General features: G+C 69.9%; 20 protein-coding genes. 6 read left to right on the top strand and 14 right to left on the bottom strand.

The annotated features are described in order from the left end of the window. The first annotated feature begins 48 nt into the window (after window positions 1-48). Window positions 49-1,353 (top strand): DUF4032 domain-containing protein, encoded by a 1,305-nt coding sequence (locus tag ABIC53_RS02805; RefSeq protein ID WP_112617117.1) that lies wholly within the window; start codon window positions 49-51, stop codon window positions 1,351-1,353. 37 nt (window positions 1,354-1,390) lie between these two features. Here the strand turns inward: ABIC53_RS02805 and ABIC53_RS02800 are convergent, their stop codons facing one another. From ABIC53_RS02800 to cysS, 4 genes are all read right to left on the bottom strand, one after another. Further along, window positions 1,391-2,029 (bottom strand): NAD(P)-dependent oxidoreductase, encoded by a 639-nt coding sequence (locus ABIC53_RS02800; protein WP_282501220.1) that lies wholly within the window; start codon window positions 2,027-2,029, stop codon window positions 1,391-1,393. Window positions 2,030-2,084: 55 nt separating this feature from the next. After that, window positions 2,085-4,553, bottom strand: coding sequence for a glycogen/starch/alpha-glucan phosphorylase (locus ABIC53_RS02795; protein WP_439117199.1), 2,469 nt, complete (start codon window positions 4,551-4,553; stop codon window positions 2,085-2,087). Window positions 4,554-4,694: 141 nt separating this feature from the next. Continuing rightward, window positions 4,695-5,684, bottom strand: coding sequence for a 23S rRNA (guanosine(2251)-2'-O)-methyltransferase RlmB (rlmB, locus tag ABIC53_RS02790; RefSeq protein ID WP_274178664.1), 990 nt, complete (start codon window positions 5,682-5,684; stop codon window positions 4,695-4,697). Next, window positions 5,677-7,080: a cysteine--tRNA ligase gene (gene cysS, locus ABIC53_RS02785; RefSeq protein ID WP_282501221.1), complete on the bottom strand. Its 1,404-nt coding sequence runs from the start codon at window positions 7,078-7,080 to the stop codon at window positions 5,677-5,679. Before cysS ends, rlmB begins: the two co-directional genes overlap by 8 nt. 81 nt (window positions 7,081-7,161) lie before the next feature. On the opposite strand from cysS, the gene ABIC53_RS02780 reads away from it, so the two are divergent. Continuing rightward, window positions 7,162-8,082, top strand: a complete 921-nt coding sequence (locus tag ABIC53_RS02780) for a DMT family transporter (RefSeq protein ID WP_323986055.1) — start codon at window positions 7,162-7,164, stop codon at window positions 8,080-8,082. 1 nt (window position 8,083) lies between these two features. Next, window positions 8,084-8,578 (top strand): GNAT family N-acetyltransferase, encoded by a 495-nt coding sequence (locus ABIC53_RS02775; protein WP_323986056.1) that lies wholly within the window; start codon window positions 8,084-8,086, stop codon window positions 8,576-8,578. Window positions 8,579-8,685: 107 nt separating this feature from the next. Here ABIC53_RS02775 and ispD read toward each other — a convergent pair whose 3' ends face one another. Beyond that, window positions 8,686-9,867 carry a 2-C-methyl-D-erythritol 4-phosphate cytidylyltransferase gene (gene ispD / locus ABIC53_RS02770; protein ID WP_282501225.1) on the bottom strand — a complete coding sequence of 394 codons (1,182 nt, stop codon included), beginning with the start codon at window positions 9,865-9,867 and terminating at the stop codon, window positions 8,686-8,688. Window positions 9,868-9,889: 22 nt separating this feature from the next. Then, window positions 9,890-10,372: a CarD family transcriptional regulator gene (locus tag ABIC53_RS02765; protein WP_023954865.1), complete on the bottom strand. Its 483-nt coding sequence runs from the start codon at window positions 10,370-10,372 to the stop codon at window positions 9,890-9,892. A gap of 155 nt (window positions 10,373-10,527) precedes the next feature. Here ABIC53_RS02765 and ABIC53_RS02760 point away from each other — a divergent pair, with 155 nt between their 5' ends. Beyond that, window positions 10,528-11,043 (top strand): DNA modification methylase, encoded by a 516-nt coding sequence (locus ABIC53_RS02760; protein ID WP_114588359.1) that lies wholly within the window; start codon window positions 10,528-10,530, stop codon window positions 11,041-11,043. A 75-nt stretch (window positions 11,044-11,118) separates the two neighbouring features. On the opposite strand, the gene ABIC53_RS02755 is transcribed toward ABIC53_RS02760, so the two are convergent. Continuing rightward, complete coding sequence (locus tag ABIC53_RS02755) at window positions 11,119-11,802, bottom strand: response regulator (RefSeq protein WP_112617125.1); 684 nt, start codon at window positions 11,800-11,802, stop codon at window positions 11,119-11,121. After that, a complete protein-coding gene (locus ABIC53_RS02750) occupies window positions 11,799-13,007 on the bottom strand; it encodes a sensor histidine kinase (RefSeq protein WP_112617126.1) in 1,209 nt (402 codons plus the stop codon). The genes ABIC53_RS02755 and ABIC53_RS02750 overlap by 4 nt, the downstream gene beginning before the upstream one ends. Window positions 13,008-13,178: 171 nt before the next feature. Between ABIC53_RS02750 and phoU the strand changes: the two genes are divergently transcribed. After that, a complete protein-coding gene (gene phoU, locus ABIC53_RS02745) occupies window positions 13,179-13,865 on the top strand; it encodes a phosphate signaling complex protein PhoU (protein ID WP_274178669.1) in 687 nt (228 codons plus the stop codon). Between the two features lie 66 nt (window positions 13,866-13,931). Here the strand turns inward: phoU and ABIC53_RS02740 are convergent, their stop codons facing one another. After that, a complete protein-coding gene (locus ABIC53_RS02740) occupies window positions 13,932-14,681 on the bottom strand; it encodes a phosphoglyceromutase (protein ID WP_112617128.1) in 750 nt (249 codons plus the stop codon). A 40-nt stretch (window positions 14,682-14,721) separates the two neighbouring features. Here ABIC53_RS02740 and ABIC53_RS02735 point away from each other — a divergent pair, with 40 nt between their 5' ends. Further along, on the top strand, window positions 14,722-15,540 hold the full coding sequence (locus ABIC53_RS02735; RefSeq protein WP_354450265.1) for a class I SAM-dependent methyltransferase: 819 nt from the start codon (window positions 14,722-14,724) through the stop codon (window positions 15,538-15,540). A gap of 28 nt (window positions 15,541-15,568) precedes the next feature. Here the strand turns inward: ABIC53_RS02735 and ABIC53_RS02730 are convergent, their stop codons facing one another. From ABIC53_RS02730 to ABIC53_RS02710, 5 genes are all read right to left on the bottom strand, one after another. Continuing rightward, on the bottom strand, window positions 15,569-16,243 hold the full coding sequence (locus ABIC53_RS02730) for a HEAT repeat domain-containing protein (protein ID WP_354450263.1): 675 nt from the start codon (window positions 16,241-16,243) through the stop codon (window positions 15,569-15,571). A 128-nt stretch (window positions 16,244-16,371) separates the two neighbouring features. Continuing rightward, window positions 16,372-17,583, bottom strand: coding sequence for an alcohol dehydrogenase catalytic domain-containing protein (locus ABIC53_RS02725; RefSeq protein WP_282501226.1), 1,212 nt, complete (start codon window positions 17,581-17,583; stop codon window positions 16,372-16,374). 104 nt (window positions 17,584-17,687) lie between these two features. Continuing rightward, complete coding sequence (locus ABIC53_RS02720; RefSeq protein WP_354450261.1) at window positions 17,688-18,806, bottom strand: FUSC family protein; 1,119 nt, start codon at window positions 18,804-18,806, stop codon at window positions 17,688-17,690. Window position 18,807: 1 nt separating this feature from the next. After that, a complete protein-coding gene (gene ygfZ, locus ABIC53_RS02715; protein ID WP_354450259.1) occupies window positions 18,808-19,896 on the bottom strand; it encodes a CAF17-like 4Fe-4S cluster assembly/insertion protein YgfZ in 1,089 nt (362 codons plus the stop codon). Further along, a complete protein-coding gene (locus ABIC53_RS02710; RefSeq protein WP_112617137.1) occupies window positions 19,896-20,501 on the bottom strand; it encodes a nitrobindin family protein in 606 nt (201 codons plus the stop codon). The genes ygfZ and ABIC53_RS02710 overlap by 1 nt, the downstream gene beginning before the upstream one ends. Window positions 20,502-20,578 lie beyond the last annotated feature (77 nt).

Genomic DNA, 20,578 nt, shown 5'->3' with positions numbered 1-20,578 from the left:
GGTCGCCCGCGCCGCAGTCTTTGCGCCTCACATCCGATCGGAGAATCCGTGACCGCCTCGCTCTCGATCACCGCCAGCAGCGTCGACCCGGGTCTGCTCGCCCTCCCCTGGTCGACGACCCTCGCCGATTGGTCGACGCCCGACATCGTCTACCTTCCCAAGGGCATCTCGCGTCACCTCGTGCGCTTCGCGAACCTGTCCGGACGCGTCGTGGCGATCAAGGAGACGACGGCGACGATGGCTCGGCGCGAGTACGAGATGCTCGGCTCGCTGCAGCGCCTCGACGTGCCCTGCGTCGAGCGCGTCGCAGTCATCGACGGACGTCGCGACGAGAACGGCGAGGAACTGCCCGCTGCCCTCGTCACGGCCCACCTGAAGTTCTCCCTCCCCTACCGCGCCCTCTTCACCCAGGTGCTGCGTCCCGACACGGCGACCCGTCTCGTCGACGCCCTCGCCGTGCTCCTCGTGCGCCTGCACAACGTCGGCTTCTTCTGGGGCGACGTCTCCCTGTCGAACACGCTCTTCCGCCGCGACGCCGGCGCGTTCGCCGCGTACCTGGTCGACGCCGAGACCGGCGAGCTGCATGAGCGGGGCCTCACGCGCGGTCAGCGGATGCACGACCTCGACATCGCACGCACGAACATCGCCGGCGAGATCATGGACCTCGAAGCCGGTGGCCGCCTCGAAGGCGGTGTGGACGCCATCGCGATCGCCGACGGCATCATGTCGTCGTATCACTCGCTGTGGGCGGCCCTCACCGACCAGGAGACGTTCTCGGCGAACGAGTCGTGGCGCATCACCGAGCGCGTCCAGAAGCTCAACTCGCTCGGGTTCGACATCGGCGAGATGTCGATCGACGCGGCCGCCGACGGCACACGCGTATCGATCCAACCGAAGGTCGTCGACGCCGGCCACCACCAGCGTCGCCTGCTCCGCCTGACGGGACTGGATGTCGAGGAGAACCAGGCCCGCCGTCTGCTCAACGACCTCGATGAGTTCAGCGCGCGTGTGTCACGCCTCGGGTCGAACGAGGAGATGGTCGCGCACGAGTGGCTCACCCGCGTGTTCGAGCCCGTCGTCCTCTCGGTGCCGTGGGACCTGCGCGCCAAGCTCGAACCGGCGGAGCTCTTCCATCAGGTGCTCGAGCACCGCTGGTACCTCTCGCAGACCGAGGGACGGTCCGTTCCCCTCGCGGAGGTGCTGTCGTCGTACGTCGAGAACGTGCTCCGTCACCGGCGCGACGAGGCGACCGTCATGGGGCCGCCGACCGAGACGATGTCGGTGCCGATCGTCACCGACTCCGTCCCGGTCGACGACGACGAGGCGGAGGTCGACTGGCGCGACCTGGTCTGAGCGCCAGGTCGCCCGCGCTCCGAGGGGGTGCGGCCGGTCAGTAGCCGACAGTGAAGCGCTCGCGGACGTGCTTCGGGTTCTCGATCTCGTCGACGACCGCGATGGCGAAGTCGGCGCCCGAGATGAACGAGTCGCCGTTCTCGTCGGTCACGAGCACGTCTCCACCGTCGCGATAGTGTCCGGTGCGCTCGCCCGGGTTGAATGAGCCGAAGCCGCCCGCAGGGTGGATGAAGAACCAGTCGCGACCGCTCTCGTCGGCCTGCAGGTCTTCGAGGATGCCGATCGCCTCGAGCGCCTCGTCCTTGAACTCCTCGGGGAAGCCGCTGTCGATCAGGCGCGGACCGCCCGGCGCGACGAGGCTGCCACCCGCGCCGCCGACCACGCCGACGCGCACGTTCTTGGGAAGACTCTCGACCAGCAGCGCCGTGTTCGGGCGCACCTGGCCCTGCATGTCGCCGCGCGGCGCGACGGCGGAGACCACGACATCGACGCCCTCGAGCTGACCGACGAGCGCCGGCACGTCGAGCAGGGTGCCTTCGAGGTAGGTCGCACCCTCGACGCGCTCAGCGGGAACCTTGCGGGCGACCGAGACCACGGTGTGGCCGCGCGACACGGCTTCCTCGACGATGTGGCTGCCGGCGTAGCCGGTGCCTCCGATGACAGCGATGCGTGCCATGACTGTTACCTCCGTTGGGTGTCGAGCGCAGACCGCGGTCCGCGCGTGTGGCGAGTCAGCGAGCGGGCTGGGTGTGCCAGATACGGTCGATGTAGTCGCGGATGGAGCGGTCCGACGAGAAGAAACCCGTGCGGGCGACGTTCAGGATGGCCGAACGGGTCCAGGCATCGCGGTCGGCGTAGGCGGCATCCACCCGCTCCTGCGCCGCGATGTACGACGTGTAGTCGGCCAGCACCATGAACCGGTCGTCGTAGAGCAGGTTCGACACGACGGGCTCGAAGGTCGAGCGGTCGCCCTCCGAGAACGCGCCCGACCCGATCAGGTCCAGGGCACGGCGCAGCTCGTCGTCAGCCTGGGCGAACTCTCCCGGCCGGTAGCCGGCGGCCCAGAGTTCCTCGACCTCGGGCTCGCTCATGCCGAACAGGAAGAAGTTGTCGTCACCGACGAGCTCACGGATCTCCACGTTCGCGCCGTCATCGGTGCCGATGGTGAGCGCGCCGTTCAGGGCGAACTTCATGTTGCCCGTGCCCGAAGCCTCCTTGCCGGCCAGCGAGATCTGCTCCGACAGGTCGGCGGCGGGGATGACCCGCTCGGCAAGGGTGACGTTGTAGTTCGGCGGGAAGACGACCTTGAGGCGCCCCTCGAGGCGCGGGTCGTTGTTGACGACTGCGCCAACCGCGTTGATGAGATGGATCACACGCTTGGCCATCGCGTAGCCGGGAGCCGCCTTCGCGCCGAAGATGAAGGTGCGCGGCTGCAGGTCGGATACCGCCACTCGGCCCGACACGACACGCTCGTAGAGGGTGACGATGTGCAGCAGCTTCAGCGTCTGACGCTTGTACTCGTGCAGCCGCTTGACCATGACGTCCAGCAGATGGTCGTCGGCGATCTCGAAGCCGTCGCGCTTCATCAGAACGTCGTTGAGGCGCCGCTTGTTCGCGGCCTTCACGTCGGCGAAGGCAGCGCGGAAGTCCGGGTCCTCCGCGTACGACTCGAGTTCACGCAACCGCTCGAGGTCGGTGAGCCAGCCCGTGCCGAGCGCGGCCGTGATGAGCTCGGAGAGCTTCGGGTTCGCCAGCCGCATGAACCGGCGCGGCGTGACGCCGTTCGTGACGTTCGTGAACTTCTCGGGCATCATCTCGTCGAACTGATGCAGCACCTTCTCGCGCAGCAGCTGCGAGTGCAGCTCGGCGACGCCGTTCACCTTCGCCCCGGCGACCGTCGCGAGGTAGGCCATGCGCACCGCCCGGTGCTCGGAGACGATCGACATGTCGCGCAGACGCTGCTCGTCGTCGCCGAACCGCTCGCGCACGCGCAGCAGGAACTCGTCGTTGATGCGGTAGATGATCTCGAGATGCCGCGGCAGCAGGCGACCGAGCAGATCGACCGACCAGACCTCGAGCGCCTCCGGCAGCAGGGTGTGGCAGGTGTAGGCGAAGCACTTCTGGGTGATCGCCCACGCGGCATCCCAGTCGAGCTTCCGCTCGTCGACCAGCACGCGCATCATCTCGGGGACGGCGATGACGGGGTGGGTGTCGTTGAGCTGGAAGATGACGCGGTCGGGCAGATCCTCGAGATCGAAGTCCTCCGGCAGCACCTTCGTCATGTAGTCGGCGATGGATGCCGCGACGAAGAAGTACTGCTGCTGCAGGCGCAGCTCCTTGCCCTGCGGAGTGGAGTCCTCGGGGTAGAGGACCTTCGAGATGTTCTCGGCGAAGGTCTGCGCGCGCACCGCCTCGACGTAGTCGCCGCTGTTGAAGGTGCGCAGGTCGAAGGCCTTCGTCGCCTCGGCGCTCCAGAGGCGGAGGGTGTTCACCCGACCGTTCTGGTAGCCGGGGACCATGTAGTTGTAGGGCACGGCACGGACGCTCCAGGCCGGCACCCACCGGCTGCGGATGACGCCGTCATCGTCGTAGGTCTCGGTGTGACCCGCGAACGACACGGTCTGCGCCGCTTCGGGGTGACGGAACTCCCACGGCGAGCCGAGTGCGAGCCAGGCATCCGGCTTCTCGATCTGCTCGCCGCCCCGGAACACCTGCCGGAAGATGCCGTATTCGTAGCGGATGCCGTAGCCGATACTCGGCACGCTGAGGGTGGCCAGCGAGTCGACGAAGCACGCGGCCAGCCGCCCGAGACCGCCGTTGCCGAGGCCCGGCTCGACCTCGTGGGCACGCATCGTGTCGATGTCGATGCCGCACGCGGCCAGTGCTTCGGTGGCGATGTCGGTGAGCCCCGACGCGAGCAGATTGTTGTCGAGCTGGCGCCCGAGCAGGTACTCCGCCGACAGGTAGCAGACGGCCTTCCGCTGGTCCTCGCGCTGACGTCGCTGATCTTCGAGCCACCGCGCGACGAGGTAATCGCGGACGGTCGCCGCGAGCGCCATGTACTTGTCGGTCTCGGTGGCCGCCGACAGGGCGACGCCGCGCTCCATGTTGAGGTTCAGCAAAAACTCACGCACGAAACCGTCGACCGTGGCCGGAGGCGAGCTCACCGGCGCGAGCGCCAGCGGGTGGGTCGCGACGATCGTGCGGGAGCCGGAGGTGTTGTCGTTCTCGCTCACGGTTCGAAACTACCCGCTGGATCGTCATCCCGCGGGGTCGTCTCTGATGGACCGCCCGGAATTTACAGGAAGGTCATCGCTCGGTCACAGCCGGCGTCACCGCGATCACTCCTGGGCGGCGCGGATCGTGGCGACCTGGTAGAGCGCGACGGACGCCGCGATACCGGCGTTGAGCGACTCGGTCGCCGACGAGATGGGGATCGAGACGACCTGGTCGCACGTCTCCGTCACGAGACGCGAGAGCCCCTTGCCCTCCGAGCCCACGACGATGACGACCGGGCGGTCGGCCAGCTGCAGCGCTGGCAGCGCGACGTCTCCCCCGCCATCGAGACCGAGTACGAAGACGCCCTGCTTCTTGAACTCCTTGAGCGTCGTCGTCAGGTTCGGTGCGATCACGACCGGGATGCGCGCGGCCGCGCCGGCGCTGGTCTTCCAGGCGGCCGAGTTGACGCCCGCCGAGCGGCGCTGCGGCACGATGACGCCCTGGCTGCCGAAGGCGGCCGCCGAACGCATGATCGCTCCGAGGTTGCGGGGGTCGGTGACGCCGTCGAGCGCGACGAGCAGCGGTGTCTCGCCCGAGTCGATGACCTGCTCGAGAAGATCCTGCGGGTGGCCGTACTCGTACGGAGGCACCTTGATCGCGACGCCCTGGTGCACGCCGTCGAACCCGGCCATGCGGTCGAGTTCCTGCCGCGTGACCTCGAGCACGGGGATGCCGCGGTTCGTGGCGATCGACAGCATCTCCTTGACGCGGTCGTCCATCTCGACGCGCTGCGCGATGTAGAAGGCGGTGGCGGGGATCTTGGCGCGCAGCGCCTCGAGGACGCTGTTGCGGCCGGTGACCGTCTCGGTGTCGTCACCCGACTTCGACTTGGGCGCGCGGTTCGAGCTGCCTTGGCGCTGCTGCGGCTTGCCGCCGGCAGCGACGTAGCGCTCCTGGGCGGCCTTGCGCTTACCGGCGGGGTGCCAGGCGCGGTCTTCGGCCTTGGGGGTCGGGCCGCGCCCCTCGAGCGAGCGACGGTTCTTGCCGCCGGTGCCCTTGGTGGGGCCCTTCTTCTTGCCGCGTCCGGCGGACGGGTTTCCTGGCTTAGCCACGGTTCACACTCCAATGGGTCCCCTCGGGACCGTCTTCGAGGACGATGCCGGCCGCCGCGATCGCGTCGCGGATGCGGTCGGCCGTCGCCCAGTCCTTGGTGGCGCGCGCCTCGGCGCGCTGGTCGATCATGGTGCGCACGAGCGCATCGAGAGCGATGGTCTCGGCGTCGTCGCCGCGCGCCTCGCCGGCGGCGTCGAGTCCGAGCACAGCGAGCATTCCCGAGACGGCTGCGACGGCATGCGCCACTGCGTCTCGATCGCCCGCGTCGAGAGCGGTGTTGCCCGCCCGGACCGTCTCATGCAGAACGGCGAGCGCCTGCGGGACGGCGAGATCGTCGTCCATCGCCGAGGCGAAGGCGGCGGGAAGTTCGACGTCGCGAGACGCTGATGCGTCGGGAAGCAGGCGTGCGGCGCGCTGCAGGAACGCCTGGATGCGGGCAAGCGCCGCCTCCGCCTCATCGAAACTCTGTGAGGTCAGGTCGAGGCTCGAGCGGTAGTGGGCGGCTCCGAGCGCGTATCGCACGACGCGGGGGTCGCGCTCACGCAGCACATCGTCGGCGAGCAGGAAGTTGCCGAGCGACTTCGACATCTTCTGATCGCCGACCGTGACGAGGCCGTTGTGAACCCAGTAGCGCGCGAAGGCGTCACCCGCGGCGGTGGACTGCGCGAGCTCGTTCTCGTGGTGCGGGAAGCGCAGGTCGAGCCCGCCGCCGTGGATGTCGAACTCGCCGCCGAGGTAGCGCCGGCTCATCGCCGAGCACTCGATGTGCCAGCCGGGACGGCCGAGTCCCCAGGGGGAGCTCCAGGCGGCGTCCGACGGCTCTTCGGGCTTGGCGCCCTTCCACAGGGCGAAGTCGCGCGGATCGCGCTTGCCTCGGGGGTCGGCGTCCGCCGCGGCCTCCATCGCGTCAAGCGACTGGCGCGTCAACGAACCGTAATCGGGCCACGACCGCACATCGAAGTACACGTCTCCCGATCCGTCCGGCGCCGCGTAGGCGTGGCCGCGCTCGATGAGGGTCTCGATGAGCTCGATCATCTGCGGAACGGATGCCGTGGCGCGCGGCTCGTACGTCGGCGCGAGCACGCCGACCGCCGCATAAGCGCGAGTGAACTCGAGCTCGATCCGGTAGGCGAGCGCCCACCAGGGCTCGGCATCCGTCGCATTGGCGAGGATCTTGTCGTCGATGTCGGTGACGTTGCGGACGAAAGTCACCCGCCCGTGACGGTACTCGAGCCAGCGACGCAGGATGTCGAACCCGACAGCGGCCCGGACATGGCCGATGTGGGGCCCCGACTGGACCGTCGGACCGCAGACGTAGACCGTGACGTTCGACGGGTCGCGCGGCGCGAAATCGCGCAGCGCCTGCGCGCGGGTGTCGTAGAGGCGAACGGTCACTGCACCAGCCTACCGGCGGGCTGCCACGCCGCCGTGGCATGAGCGCGCTCCGAGACGCGGTAGAACTGGAGGGTGCTGCCCGTGATCGCCGTCCTTGCCGCGGCAGTGCTGTTCGGCACGACCGGCACCGCACAGGCTCTCGGCCCCGAGAGCACCACACCGCTGGGGGTCGGCGCCGCCCGGCTCATCGTCGGCGGCACGGCGCTCGCTGCCGTCGGCCTTTCGGTCGGGGCCCGAAGACAGCGCGCACGCTTCGCACGCGACGGCATCCGCCCGGTCGCAAGTTCGCGCGCCGTCGCCCTCATGGCACTGACCGGGCTCTGCCTCGCCCTCTACCAGCCGTTGTTCTTCCTCGGCACGGCGCGCAACGGTGTCGCCGTAGGGACGGTCATCGCACTCGGATCCGCGCCGGTGCTGGCCGGACTGCTCGAGTGGGCCCTCACGCGGCGGCGGCCGACGACGTCGTGGATGACAGCGACCGCCCTGGCCACGGCCGGAGTCGCCCTGCTCGCCGTCGCGGGAGGCGGCTCGGCGGGGGCGGACGGTCTTGGCGTGCTGGGGTCACTCGGGGCGGGCGCCTCGTTCGCGGTGATCGCCAACGCGCAGCGGCGGCTGATCTCCGGCGGCTGGGACGCCTTCACCGTCTCGGGCGCGATGGGAGCCGGAGCTGCGGCGTGCGGCGTCGCGATGCTCCCTTTCACCGACATGGGCTGGCTCACCGACGCCCGCGGCTGGACGATGGCTCTCTGGCTCGGGCTCGCGACCGTCGCGCTCGCCTACGCCCTGTTCACCTGGGGGCTCGGCGGTCTGAGCGCCGCGACCGCGGCGACTCTCACCCTCGCCGAACCGCTGACGGCAAGTCTGCTCGGCGTCATCCTGCTCGGTGAACGTCTCGCTCCGCTCGCGCTCGTTGGGCTGGCGGTGCTCGCCGCGGGCCTGGTGCTGCTCGCCGCGACCTCGCGCTCTCGTAGCAACCCTGCCCCGACACCCCTGGAGGCCTGACATGACGGAATCGCTCACCATCGTCCGAGATGATCTCTCCGGCGTCGCGACGCGCGGGCTGCTGGCCGCACATCTGGCCGGCATGCTCGCGAACACGCCCGTCGAGAGCGTGCACGCACTCGACCTGACGGCGCTGCAGCATCCCTCCGTGCGGGTGTACTCGGCTTGGCTGGGCGACGAGATCGCCGCCGTCGGAGCGCTCAAGGTCTTCGGCAGCGACTGCGCCGAGATCAAGTCCATGCGCGTCTCCGAGGCCTTCATCGGGCGCGGGCTCGGACGCGCGATGCTGCAGCACCTCGAGCGGGAAGCCCGGGACGTCGGCATCCGCTCGCTCTGGCTCGAGACCGGCTCCGGCGCGGATTTCGTCCCGGCACGCGGACTCTACGAGAGCGCCGGGTTCTCGTGCTGCCCGCCCTTCGGCGACTACTCCCCCGATCCGCTGTCGGTGTTCATGACGCGCGACCTCGATCCCGCGACCGAGTCCGCTGCTCGCTGAGCCGCAGCACGGTCGACGTCGGGCGCACTTCGATGCATCAGGCGCAGCTCGAACCGCGCTTCATCCGCGCAACTGCGCCCGACCCGTGCCGGATGTCGGCTGACCCGTCAGCGGATGCGGTGAACGAGGGCGACGGCGGTCGCTGAGACGCCTTCGCCGGTGCCGGTGAACCCGAGCCCGTCGGTCGTCGTCGCGGCGACGGAAACCGGCGCCCCGAGGGCATCTGTCAAGACCGCCTCGGCCTCGGCACGGCGCGGCGCGAATCGCGGGCGGTTGGCCTGCACCTGAACCGAGACGTTGCCGATCGCGAACCCGGCCTCAGACACGAGCTCGCGCACCCGCCGCAGGAAGACGACGCCCGAGGCACCCGCGTACTCGGGACGGTCGACGCCGAAGTGGGTGCCGATATCGCCGAGGCCCGCGGCCGCGAGCACCGCGTCGACGATCGCGTGGGCGACGGCGTCACCGTCGGAGTGACCGCGCAGTCCGGCCTCGCCGGGCCAATCGAGCCCAGCCAGCCGCAATTCCCCGTCCCCCCCGAAGGCGTGGACGTCGGTACCGATACCGACGAGCGGGATCACGGATGCCGCAGGAGTCGCCGGCCGCAACAGGTGACGCGCTCGATCGAGGTCGGCGGGCGTGGTGATCTTGAACGACAGATCGTCGCCCATCACCGTGTGGACGGGGTGACCGACGGCCGCGAACAGGGCGGCGTCGTCGGTGTACTCCTCCGTCGCCGCGGCGTACGCCGCCTCGAGGAGCGCGCGGGGGAAACCCTGGGGAGTCTGCGCCGCTACGAGCGGAGCGCGATCGACGGCTTCGTCGACCACGGCGCCGGTCACGCGTTTGAGCGTATCGACGACCGGCCGGGCGGGGACGACCCCGGCGCCGGTGCGTTCGACCTCGGCGATCACCCGTTCGAAGACATCCGGCGGGGTGAGGGCGCGAGCGGCGTCATGGACGAGGACGGTCTCGACGTCGGCCCACAGCGCTGCGAGCCCCGCGGCGACCGACTGCTGCCGCGTCTGGCCACCGACGACGACCGACACGAGATCGGACCGCCCGCCGAACGCCGCTTCGGCCTCGGTCTGCGCGTCGCCCTGACGTCCGCGGGGAACGACGATCACGACCTGCGCCGCCGGCGCCGGGGCAATGCCGTCGAGGGCGTGCCTCAGGATCGAATGCTCGTCGATACCGACGAAAGCCTTCGGCGCCCCGGCCGACAATCGTGTTCCGGAACCGGCCGCGACGACGACGATAGCGACGCGCGGAACGGGGATGATGCCCACGGCAGCGGATGCCGGATCGGCCTCAGGAGGCGAGGACCTCGTCGAGGACGCCCGAAGCGTGGTCCTCATCGGCCTTCAGCGCGAGCGCGATCTCGGAGACGAGGATCTGACGCGCCTTGGCGAGCATGCGCTTCTCACCCGCGGACAGGCCACGGTCCTGATCGCGACGCCACAGGTCGCGAACGACTTCGCTCACCTTGATGACATCGCCCGAGGCGAGCTTCTCGAGGTTGGCCTTGTACCGACGCGACCAGTTGGTCGGCTCTTCGGTGAAGGGAGCGCGCAGGACGTCGAACACGCGCTCGAGACCGTCCTTGCCGATGACGTCGCGAACGCCGACCAGGTCGACGTTGTCAGCCGGGACCTCGATGATGAGGTCTCCCTGGGTGACGTTGAGCTTCAGGTATTTCTTCGTCTCGCCCTTGATGATCCGGTCCTTGACCTCGATGATCGTGGCTGCCCCGTGGTGGGGGTAGACGACGGTTTCGCCAACCTCAAAAAGCATGGAGTTATATCCCTTCGGCAACATCCAGGATAACACAGGGGGCATACAGTAAGGTTTGCCGCCGCTTATGCCCCGCAGCATCCAGCCGATGTCGGCGGACCAGCCTCGTCACCCTCTAGACTGCTGAGGACGCCGTCTGCCTGCCTGGAGGATCCGTGAAACTGCGAATCGTCGCTTCGATTGCCGTGGGCGCCGCCCTGACCCTGGGAGCCGCCGGCTGCAGCATGATCGCGCCGCAGGCGACCACGATCGACTTCTCCGCTTCGGACGGCGTGAACATCCCGCCGTCCGGCCCGCTCGACGTCCGCAACGCGATGGTCATCGCCGACGAGTCCGGCACGGCCGGCAACTTCCTCGCCGCCATCGTCAACCCCACCGACGAGGACCACACGCTCATCTTCGGGTTCGACGGCGTCACCACCGAGATCGAGGTTCCGGCTCGCGACAGCATCAGCCTGGGCGTCGACGGCAACGAGCCGATCCTGCTCGACGGCATCGACACCAAGCCCGGCGCGACCCTTCCGATGTCGTTCCAGTCGGGCGACGCCGAGGGCGTACGCATCGACGTGCCCGTCCTCGACGGCAAGCTTCCCTACTACACCGAGTACGTCCCGCTCGAGACGCCGACCCCGTCGGTGACCCCCACCCCGTCGGCCACCCCGACACCGTGACGACTCGGCGCATCTGACGCGAACAGAGGGCCCGGCGTTCATCGCCGGGCCCTCTGTTCATCGCGCTCGCGAGCGTCAGCCTTCGAATCGATAGCCGAGGCCTCGAACGGTGAGCAGCATCGACGGCTGCCCCGGGTCGCTCTCGATACGCGAGCGGATGCGCTTGATGTGCACGTCCAAGGTCTTCGTGTCACCGAAGTAGTCGCTGCCCCACACGCGGTCGATCAGCTGCCCGCGGGTCATCACGCGTCCGGCGTTGCGCATGAGCACTTCGAGCAGCTCGAACTCCTTGAGCGGCATGTTGATCACGCTGCCGTCCACGGCGACCGTGTGACGGTCGAGGTCGATCGTGACCCGACCACCGACGAGCACGCGTTCGTCGACATCGACCTCTGCGGTCGCCGCACGGCGCAGCACAGCCCGCATCCGCGCCAGCAGCTCGCGCGACGAGTACGGCTTCGTCACGTAATCGTCGGCGCCCAATTCCAGCCCGACGACGATGTCGACCTCGGAGTCCTTGGCCGTGAGCATGATGATCGGGATCTTCGACGTCGTCCGGATGATGCGGCACACCTCGGTTCCCGGCATCCCGGGCAGCATGAGGTCGAGCAGCACGATGTCGGCACCACGCGACTCGAAAGCCTCGAGCGCAGCGGGTCCGTCCTCGGCGATCTCGACCTCGAAGCCCTCCCGTCGCAGCAGGTAGGCCAGCGGGTCGGCGAGGTCGGGCTCATCCTCCACGAGCAGGACACGGGTCATGATGGGTCTCCCTTCGTCCGGGCGGGAAGGGCCCGGGCGATCTTCTTTCTGGTCTTCCGGGGCGTCGGCGCCGCGCCGTCGGGCGCGGCGATCGCGGGAAGGCGGATGGTGAACGTGGAGCCGCGGCCCGGCCGCGACCACAGCTGGACCTCGCCCCCGTGGCGCTGGACGGCGTGCTTGACGATCGACAGCCCGAGCCCGGTGCCCCCGGTGCGTCGGGAACGGGCGTAGTCGGCCCGGTAGAAGCGCTCGAAGACGCGCTGCTGCTCGCTCTCGGGGATCCCGATACCCCGGTCGGTGACGGCGATCTCCACCGTGTCGCCGTTGCCACGGATGCCCACGCCCACTTGGCTCGCCGGCGGCGAATAGACGATGGCGTTGGCGATGAGATTGCCCACCGCTTCGCTCAGCACCTGCACGTCCCCGCGGACGTAGAGCCCGCGGTCGCCACCGCGCACGAGGGCGACGCCCGCCGACTCGGCAGCGATCGCGTGCGTCTCGATCGCCGACGTGACGACCTCGTCGATCGCGACGTCGCGCAGCTCGGTCAGCTCGTCGGAGGACTGCAGGCGAGACAGGCTCATGATGCGCGAGGTCAGGTTGCCGAGCCGCATCGCCTCGGCGCTCAGCCTGCTGGCGAACGAGCGCACCTGTTCCGGGTCGTCGGCGGCCGACTCGATCGCCTCGGCGAGCAGAGTGACGGCTCCGACCGGTGTCTTCAGCTCGTGGCTCGTGTTGGCCACAAAGTCGCGGCGCATCTCAGCGAGCCGCTCGCGCTCGGTGATGTCGCGGACCAGCACGAGCGTGAAACGCGGCGTGATGCTGCTGGCGCGCGCGACGATGAGGCGCGGTTCCGCCGGCGCGACGCCGCGTCGGAGCTTCAGCGTTCCCGTCTCGGAATGCGGCACGCCGCGGGAGGACCGCAGCAGCTCGCGCAGCTCATCGCCGGGGATCGACTCGCCCTCGAAGAGACCGAACAACTCGGCGGAGGGCGACGTCGCGACAATCGTGAACGACGCATCGACGATGAGCGCAGCCTCGTCGAGGGCGCCCAGAACCTCACGCGCGCCCGCAGGCAGTTCGCCGTCGGCCTGTTCCTGCGCCTGAGCGCGAGCACGCCAGGCGAGGAAGGCCACGGCGCTGATGAGAAGGCCGACGAACACGCCCGCGAGAAGGGCGAGCAGCGCGAGCTGCGTCGGATTCATTCCTCCAGATTAGAACGCGGCGCAGGGTCCGCCCATCGCGTCTCGGCCGTTCCTACCCCGACTCGCGCGGATGTTCATCGGCTCGGCACCGTTCGTTAACCTTGTCGAGCGACAATCGCGTCGCCGTGAGTACGGCGTCGTGCTGTCTCCGCAAGAAGGAAAGGTGCTCCGATGCGCGAAGTGTTCCACCAGTCCCTCGAGGACGTCCAGACCCGCCTGGTCGAGATCTCCGAGCTGGTGACCGTCGCGATCGAGAAGGCCACGCGTGCATTCGGCACGAGCGACATCACCCTCGCCGAAGAGGTCATCGACGCGGATGCCGTGATCGATGAGAAGGCCATCGCGATCGACGAGCTGGCGATCGAGATCCTCGCCCGCCAGCAGCCGGTCGCCCGTGACCTGCGCATCGTCGTCTCAGCGCTGCGCACGAGTGCGTCGCTCGAGCGCATGGGCGACATCGCCGAGCACATCGCGCAGCTCACCCGCATGCGCTTCCCCGAGCGAGCGATCCCGAAGGGCCTCAAGGGCACCTTCACCAAGATGGGCGAGATCGACGTCGAGGTCGCGCGCACGCTGACCGAGCTGCTGCGCTCGGAAGACCTCGCGCTCGTCGAGACGCTGCGTGCTCTCGACGACCGGCTCGACGACCTCCACCTCAGCGTCTTCGAGAAGGTGCTCAGCGAGAACTGGCAGGGCGAGGCCGCGGCCACGGTCGACGCGACCCTCGCCAGCCGGTACCACGAGCGCTTCGCCGATCACGCGGTGACGGTCGGCAAGCGCGTGGCCTACCTCGCGACGGGTGAATGGCGCCCCGACACCGAGACGATCAACGTCATCGTGAGCGAGAGCGGTCTCTGACCGGCATCCGGTCTCGACGACGAAGGGGCGGTGCCGATCGGCACCGCCCCTTCGTGCGTGTCGTACTTAGGCCTTGCCCTGGTTGGCCACGGCAGCAGCTCCCGCTGCGGCCGCCTCGGGGTCGAGGTACTCTCCCGGACCGAGCGGCTTCAGGTCCTCGTCGAGCTTGTAGACCAGCGGGATGCCGGTGGGGATGTTCAGCTCGGCGATGTCGTCGTCGCTGATGCCCTCGAGCTGCTTGACGAGCGCGCGGAGCGAGTTGCCGTGAGCGGTGACGAGCACGGTCTTGCCGGCACGCAGGTCCGTGGCGATGTCGGACTCCCAGTAGGGCAGCAGACGGTCGATGACGAGCTTCAGCGACTCGGTGCGGGGCACCTCGCCGTCGATGTCGGCATAGCGCGGGTCGTTCACCTGGCTGTACTGGTCGTCGTCGGCGAGGGGCGGCGGCGGCACGTCGAACGAACGACGCCACAGCATGAACTGCTCGTTGCCGAACTCCGCGAGGGTCTGCGCCTTGTCCTTGCCCTGCAGGGCGCCGTAGTGGCGCTCGTTCAGACGCCACGAACGCTTGACCGGGATCCAGAGGCGGTCGGCCGCATCGAGCGCGATCTGAGCGGTCTGGATGGCGCGGCTGAGGACCGATGTGTACAGGACGTCGGGAAGCAGGCCCGCCTCGGCGAGCAGCTCACCGCCGCGCTGGGCCTCGGCCTTGCCCTGGTCGGTGAGTCGGACGTCGACCCAGCCGGTGAACTGGTTGGACTTGTTCCACTCGCTCTGCCCGTGGCGGAGGAGGATCAGCGTGTAGGGCGCACTCATGCTCCGAGTCTATCGAGCCGGGGCCTGCGATCATGGGGTCATGGCCCCGGGACATATCGGGCAGGCCACCCGTGGAACCACGAACACGAACCGCCTGCGTCGCGTCGATCGCTGGATCGCGCGGCATCCCGTGCTGCGCCGGTGCGCCGACCCCCTGGTGATCGACCTCGGCTACGGCGCGAGCGGCGTCACGGCGTTCGAGCTGGAGGCACGCCTGCGCCCCGCGCGACCCGACGTCGAGGTGCTCGGGCTCGAGATCGATCCCGAGCGCGTCGCTCGCGCGCGCGCGCAACTCGAGGAGGTGCGGGTCGGACGGACGCCCTTCGCCCCGGACGCCCGCGTCGGATTCGCGCGAGGCGGGTTCGAGGTGCCCGTGCCGGGTAGCCGCCGGCCGGCGATCATCCGTGCCTTCAACGTATTGCGCCAGTACGACGAAGCGGATGTCGCCGACGCGTGGTCCCGGATGACGTCGCGCCTCGCACCCGACGGCATGCTCGTCGAGGGCACGTGCGACGAGATCGGCCGGGTGAGCACCTGGATCGAGGTGGGCCCGGGTGCCGCACCCCGCAGCCTCACGATCTCGCTCCGTCTCGCGGGGCTCGACTCCCCCGCGATCGCGGCCGAACGTCTGCCGAAGGCCCTCATCCACCGGAACGTCGCCGGTGAGCGGGTGCACGAGCTGCTGTCGTCGCTCGACGACGAGTGGCGGCGGGCCGCGCCGGCATCCGCTTTCGGCCCGGTGCAACGGTGGCGGACGGCCCTGGGGGCGATGGCTGACCGCGGAATCGACCTCGGCGACCGTTCACGGTGGCGCCTGGGCGAGTTCACCGTTCCGTGGAGCGCAGTCGCGCCGCACTGACGCCCGCCGCGTCCGTCATCGCGCGAGGTCAGCCCTCGTTCCAGTCAGCGGCGTCCCGTCGCGCCGCAGCACGGCGAGCGACGGCGACAGCGGCTTCGTAGCCCTCCTCGGGGTACGAGACGAGGTGCTCCGTCGCGAGGGCGTGCACGCGGACGTTCCACTCCCCCGCTGCCGCAGCCCGGTCGATCGCGTCGCGGCCCGATTCGCCGAGCATCACGAACGCCCGGCTCAGACTCTGCTGCAGATCGTCCGGCCCGAGGCCCAAGTGCGCCGCCAGTTCCGATGCGAGCGCGGCGCGCTCGGCCTCGGGTGCGAGTCCGGCTGCCGTACGCCACGCGGTCCGCGCGACCTCGGCGTTCTCGTCGTGCAGGAGCTCCGATGTGATCGCGGGCCAGGCCCGGGGGTCGCGGATCTTCGAGAGCGTGTGGAGCGCCTGAGCCCGTGCCCTCGGGAACGGCGATCCGAGCTCGGGAAGCACCCGATCGAGAGTCGTGTCGCGGTCCTGCCGGGTGAGGGCCCAGGTCAGGGTCTCGCGAACGGTGAGGTCGGGCTCGTGCGCGCACTGCTCGACGAGCACCGGAACGTACTCGGGACGCGGGTAGGTTCCCGCCGCCATCGCGCTGCGAACCCGCTCCGACCCGTCGGGTGAGGCCAGTGCGCGGCGCAGCAGATCCGCGGCCGTGGGGGCGTTCTCGCTGGTCATGTGGCTTCCCTCCCCTCCATCGAACACCCTCGCCGGCTCGCTTGTTCCGTCGACAGGCCGAGCGCGCCGGCAGGGCAGGATCGGCGGCCGCCGCATCGGCTCAGCACGTCCGAGGGCAGGGTCGAGGATCAGCCGCCGATGTCGAGGGCGACCTTGATCCAGCCGGGCTCGCGGCGGTCGAAGGCCTCGTACGCATCGATGACGCCCGCCAGCGACTCGTGCGCCGTGATGAGGGCGGTGGGATCGAAGACACCGGCGGCGACCATGTCGATCAGCGGAGGCGTGACGCTGTGGTGATCACAGTTGCCCATCCGCACGGTCAGGTTCTTGTTCATGGCCTGCCCGATCGGATAGACCTCGGCCAGCGGCGAGTAGACCCCGATGATCCCGATGCGGCCGTACTTGGCGACCATCTCGACCACCCAGCGCGATGCCTGCGACGGAGCGTCGCCGGGTCGCCAGAGATCGCCCTGGGGCGCGATGTCGGGCGCGACCTGCGCGACCTCTTCGTCGAATTCCGCCGCGGCGTCGTCATCCGGAGCGGCCGGCCCACGAGCCGGACGTTCGGCGTCCACACCCACGGCGTCGATGACGCAGTCGGCCCCGATGTCGTTCGTCAGTTCCATGACGGCCGACACGGGGTCGACGTCGTTGAAGTCGATGATCTCTGCCCCGAGGGTCCGGGCCTGTGCAAGGCGATCCGCGACGCCGTCGACGACGATCACGCGTCCCGCCCCCTGCTTGAACGCCGAGACGACGGAGAACTGCCCGACGATCCCCGCTCCGAGCACGACGACGATGTCACCCCGGGAGACCCCCGCCAGCTGCGCGCCGAACCATGCCGTCGGGAAGATGTCCGAGAGCAGGATCGCCTGATCGTCCGTGACGGAGTCGGGCAGCTTCGTCATCGTGTTCTGCGCCCACGGGATGCGCGCATACTCGGCCTGCAGACCGTTGATCGGCCCCGTCGCCTCGGGCCCGCCGAAGAAGGATGTGCCGGCGTGCGGCCCGTTCGGGTTCGCCACGTCGCACTGCGCGGTGTGCCCATCGCGGCAGTAGCGGCACGCGCCGCACGACATCGTCGAGTTGATCACGACACGGTCACCGGGTTGGAAGCCGCGAACATGTCCGCCGACATCGGTCACGACGCCGACCGCTTCGTGTCCGAGGATGGTGCCCTCCTTCATCCCCGACATGGTGCCGCGGATGAAATGAAGATCGGTGCCGCAGATCGCGCTGCGGGTGATGCGGACGATGGCGTCATGCCCGTCTTCGATGCGCGGTTCGTCGACCTCGTCGAGCCGGATGTCGCCGATGCCGTGCCAGACCACTGCCTTCATGATCGCTCCTCACTCCAGGGGAAGACGACCACGCCAGGGAGGCGCCGGGATGCCGCGCGAGGCGGTTGCGAACCCCTGCTGCCTGCCGTACCGTCGGCGGGCGCTCAGATCCGCGGCATCGCCGCGCGGGCCTCGGCCTGCGGCATCCCCGCCGCCGTGAGCAGATCGACGACCAGTGGACGCAGCGCCGTGATGACGTTCTGGTCGCCGAGTGAGGAACCGGGCGCCAGACTGGTCGGATCGAGCCGGGTGGCGACCGCGAGCAGCGACTCTCGGGCGGCCGGTTCCAGCGCGATGTCGTCGATCGACTGACCCAGCAGGTCGGCGGCGCGCGCGATCTGGGCGAGCAAGTCCGCCGCGATCGGGCGCGGCTGGCGGTCTTCGAGGGCGTACACCACGCGGCGCGCGATGACCCGGAGGTTGCGTGTCGCGAGGTCGAGGGATGCGCGCATCCGGTCCTGACGTTGCAGCTCCTCACGCTGGCGCCGGAGGAACGGCGAGATGCGCGCTACGGCGAGCCCGGAGTCCAGCGAGGTCGCCCAGTCGTCGACGAGCGGCTGCAGCGCTCGCGCCTTCTCGAGTCCGCGGTCAGCACGCACGCGGTCGCCGCGGCGCAACGCCTGGATGACGGTCGCCGCCGCGCCGTCGAAGTTCGCGAACAGGGCGCGGCCCGCGCGCGAGACTTCGCGCAGCGGCCGGCGCGGCAGCAGGGCCGTCGCCAGCAGCGCGGCCACCGCTCCCACCGATCCGTCGACGAGGCGCAGGAACGGCATGCTTCCGGGAATCGCGATCACGATCACCGACTGGATCGCTGCCGAGATCGCGAAGCTCGGCTGCGCCGAGAGCGCCCGTGCGGTGAGCAGCGTCGCGGCGAGAGCCAGGGCGAGCTGCCAGGTTCCCGATCCGACGACGACCACGATGAGTTCCGAGACGAGCACGCCCACCAGCATCCCGATCACCGTCTCGAGAACCCGACGAGGCCGCGCGTCGCGCACCAGACCCAGGCTCGAGATGGTCACGGTCGCCGCGAGCAGGGGCGACGGATGCCCCAGCACGAGGTGCGCGAAGGCGTAGGCCGCGGATGCCGCGACGACGATCTGCACGATCGCCGGAGCGGAGTCGCGCGCGCGCTCGAAACCCCGACGCGGGCGCACGCGCGCCCGCCAGCCGGTCGCGATGGGTGCGGTGACGGCGGGCGGCTCGTCGGAGCGCTCGGGCGACACGTCAGGTGCGGCGGCTCAGGCGCGGCAGCCTCGGCGGCGCAGCAGTGCGCCCGGCGTCGGGCGGCACGACGACCTCCTGCACAGCGGCCACGCTCTCGCCGTCCGCGTCCACCACGAGCTCGGCGTCGACGGGCACCGACCGCTTGACGATGGCCAGGGCGATCGGGCCCTGCTCGAAGTGCCGGGCGACCGAGGTGATGCGACCGACTTCGTCGCCGTCGCGGCGCACGACCGCTCCGCGTTCCGGAAGCACCGCGTCGCTGCCGTCGAGCTGCAAGGCCACCAGCCGGCGGGGCGGGTGGCCGAGGTTGTGCACCTTCGCCACCGTCTCCTGGCCGCGGTAGCAGCCCTTCGACAGGTGGACGGCGGTGCGGAGCCAGTCGACCTCGTGGGGAAGCGTCATGCCGTCGGCCTCGGTGGCCGCGCGCGGCCGCCACGCGGCGACGCGCAGGGCGTCCGCGGCCCATCGCCCGGCGACACGGCGACGGCCCGCGGCGGCATCGTCGGCGAGCCGGCGGAGGTCCTCGCGGTCGACGATCGCCTCGGCCCAGTCGCGGCCGGCGGCGGGATGCCCCTCGCCGGCCGCGTACCCCCACCCTCCGATCGAGACCTCGGGCCACGGGTCGCGCCACACGGCGGACGATGCCAGGTCGGCCACGGCGGATGCCGTTCCGCCGACGACCGCCGTGTCGCCGGAACGATCGACGACCTCGACCCGCAGCCGGAACCGCATGCGCGTGAGCCAGGTGACCAGCGCCTCGAGACGCTCGACGTCGGTGATGAGCCAGGTCGTCTCGCCGTCGTCGACGACGGATGCCGCGTGCTCTACGTGACCGTGCGGGTCGAGCACGAGCAGTTCGGTGCTCTCCCCCGGGAGCAGCTGCGTCAGCGCCTGCGACGTGAGCGAGTCGAGCCAACTGAGCCGGTCGGGGCCCGCGACCGTGACCACTGCACGGTCGCCCAGGGGTGCGACCGCACCGCCACTGTCGAGGAGCTGCTGCTCGCGCATCGGATTGCCGATGTGCGTGAGCCCCAGGTCGTCGCACACCGCTCCGTCGACGCCGGCGAAGGTCGCGCCGTCGCCCGGCATCACTCGGCCTTGGCCAGACGGGCGGACGCGTGCGAGGCGAGCTCGCCGCCGAGCGCCGCGATGTCCCACGCCCAGAGGAGGTGGCCGTCGACCAGCCCGTACATGCGAGTCGCCGCGGTGTACTCCTTGGCCCCCGCCGTGCGGACGACGGCGTCCGTCGCGAGGTCGATGCGCGGCCCGCGGACCTGCCCGAGGTAGAGCTCGCTCACGCCGTCGGAGTGCACGAGGGCGACCTCCAGGTCGAAGCCGCCTTCAGCGTTGCGGAGCGCCTCGACGTCGTCGACGGTGCGCTCGCGCCCGGGTGCGGATGCCGGAAGCAGTCCCGGTCCCGCATCCTCGGCTCCTGCCGGACGCGCGACCCTCCAATAGCCGGTCTCGGCGACCAGCGGGCGGATGCGTGCACCGCTGTCATCGAGGAGCCAGGCGCTGGCGGAGTAGTTCAGATAGTCGCCACCGTCGTGGCTGAAGCTCACCTGGTGCGCGAACTCGCCGGTCAGATGACCGTCGGCCGTCTCGTAGTCGATGACGCCCGAGCCCTCCCAGACTCCGAGCAGCCACGACAGCGGGACGAGGTCCGCCGGCAGGTCGGTGGGCAGCTCGAGCACGATGTCAGCGCTGGCCGCGGTAGAGGTTCTTCACGACGACACCCGACACGAAGACGATGGCGAGCGACGCCAGTCCG

It is taken from the genome of Microbacterium sp. 1262 (genome assembly GCF_040544895.1).
Classification (GTDB): Bacteria; Actinomycetota; Actinomycetes; order Actinomycetales; family Microbacteriaceae; genus Microbacterium; species Microbacterium plantarum.
This window is presented reverse-complemented; position numbering and strand designations above follow the sequence as displayed.

Coding starts and splice junctions, on each gene's coding strand:
- ABIC53_RS02800 (WP_282501220.1), bottom strand. CDS start 2,029: ATGGCACGCATCGCTGTCATCGGAGGCACCGGCTACGCCGGCAGCCAC.
- ABIC53_RS02775 (WP_323986056.1), top strand. CDS start 8,084: ATGACGGAATCGCTCACCATCGTCCGAGATGATCTCTCCGGCGTCGCG.
- ABIC53_RS02765 (WP_023954865.1), bottom strand. CDS start 10,372: ATGCTTTTTGAGGTTGGCGAAACCGTCGTCTACCCCCACCACGGGGCA.
- ABIC53_RS02755 (WP_112617125.1), bottom strand. CDS start 11,802: ATGACCCGTGTCCTGCTCGTGGAGGATGAGCCCGACCTCGCCGACCCG.
- ABIC53_RS02750 (WP_112617126.1), bottom strand. CDS start 13,007: ATGAATCCGACGCAGCTCGCGCTGCTCGCCCTTCTCGCGGGCGTGTTC.
- phoU (WP_274178669.1), top strand. CDS start 13,179: ATGCGCGAAGTGTTCCACCAGTCCCTCGAGGACGTCCAGACCCGCCTG.
- ABIC53_RS02740 (WP_112617128.1), bottom strand. CDS start 14,681: ATGAGTGCGCCCTACACGCTGATCCTCCTCCGCCACGGGCAGAGCGAG.
- ABIC53_RS02735 (WP_354450265.1), top strand. CDS start 14,722: ATGGCCCCGGGACATATCGGGCAGGCCACCCGTGGAACCACGAACACG.
- ABIC53_RS02730 (WP_354450263.1), bottom strand. CDS start 16,243: ATGACCAGCGAGAACGCCCCCACGGCCGCGGATCTGCTGCGCCGCGCA.
- ABIC53_RS02725 (WP_282501226.1), bottom strand. CDS start 17,583: ATGAAGGCAGTGGTCTGGCACGGCATCGGCGACATCCGGCTCGACGAG.
- ygfZ (WP_354450259.1), bottom strand. CDS start 19,896: ATGCCGGGCGACGGCGCGACCTTCGCCGGCGTCGACGGAGCGGTGTGC.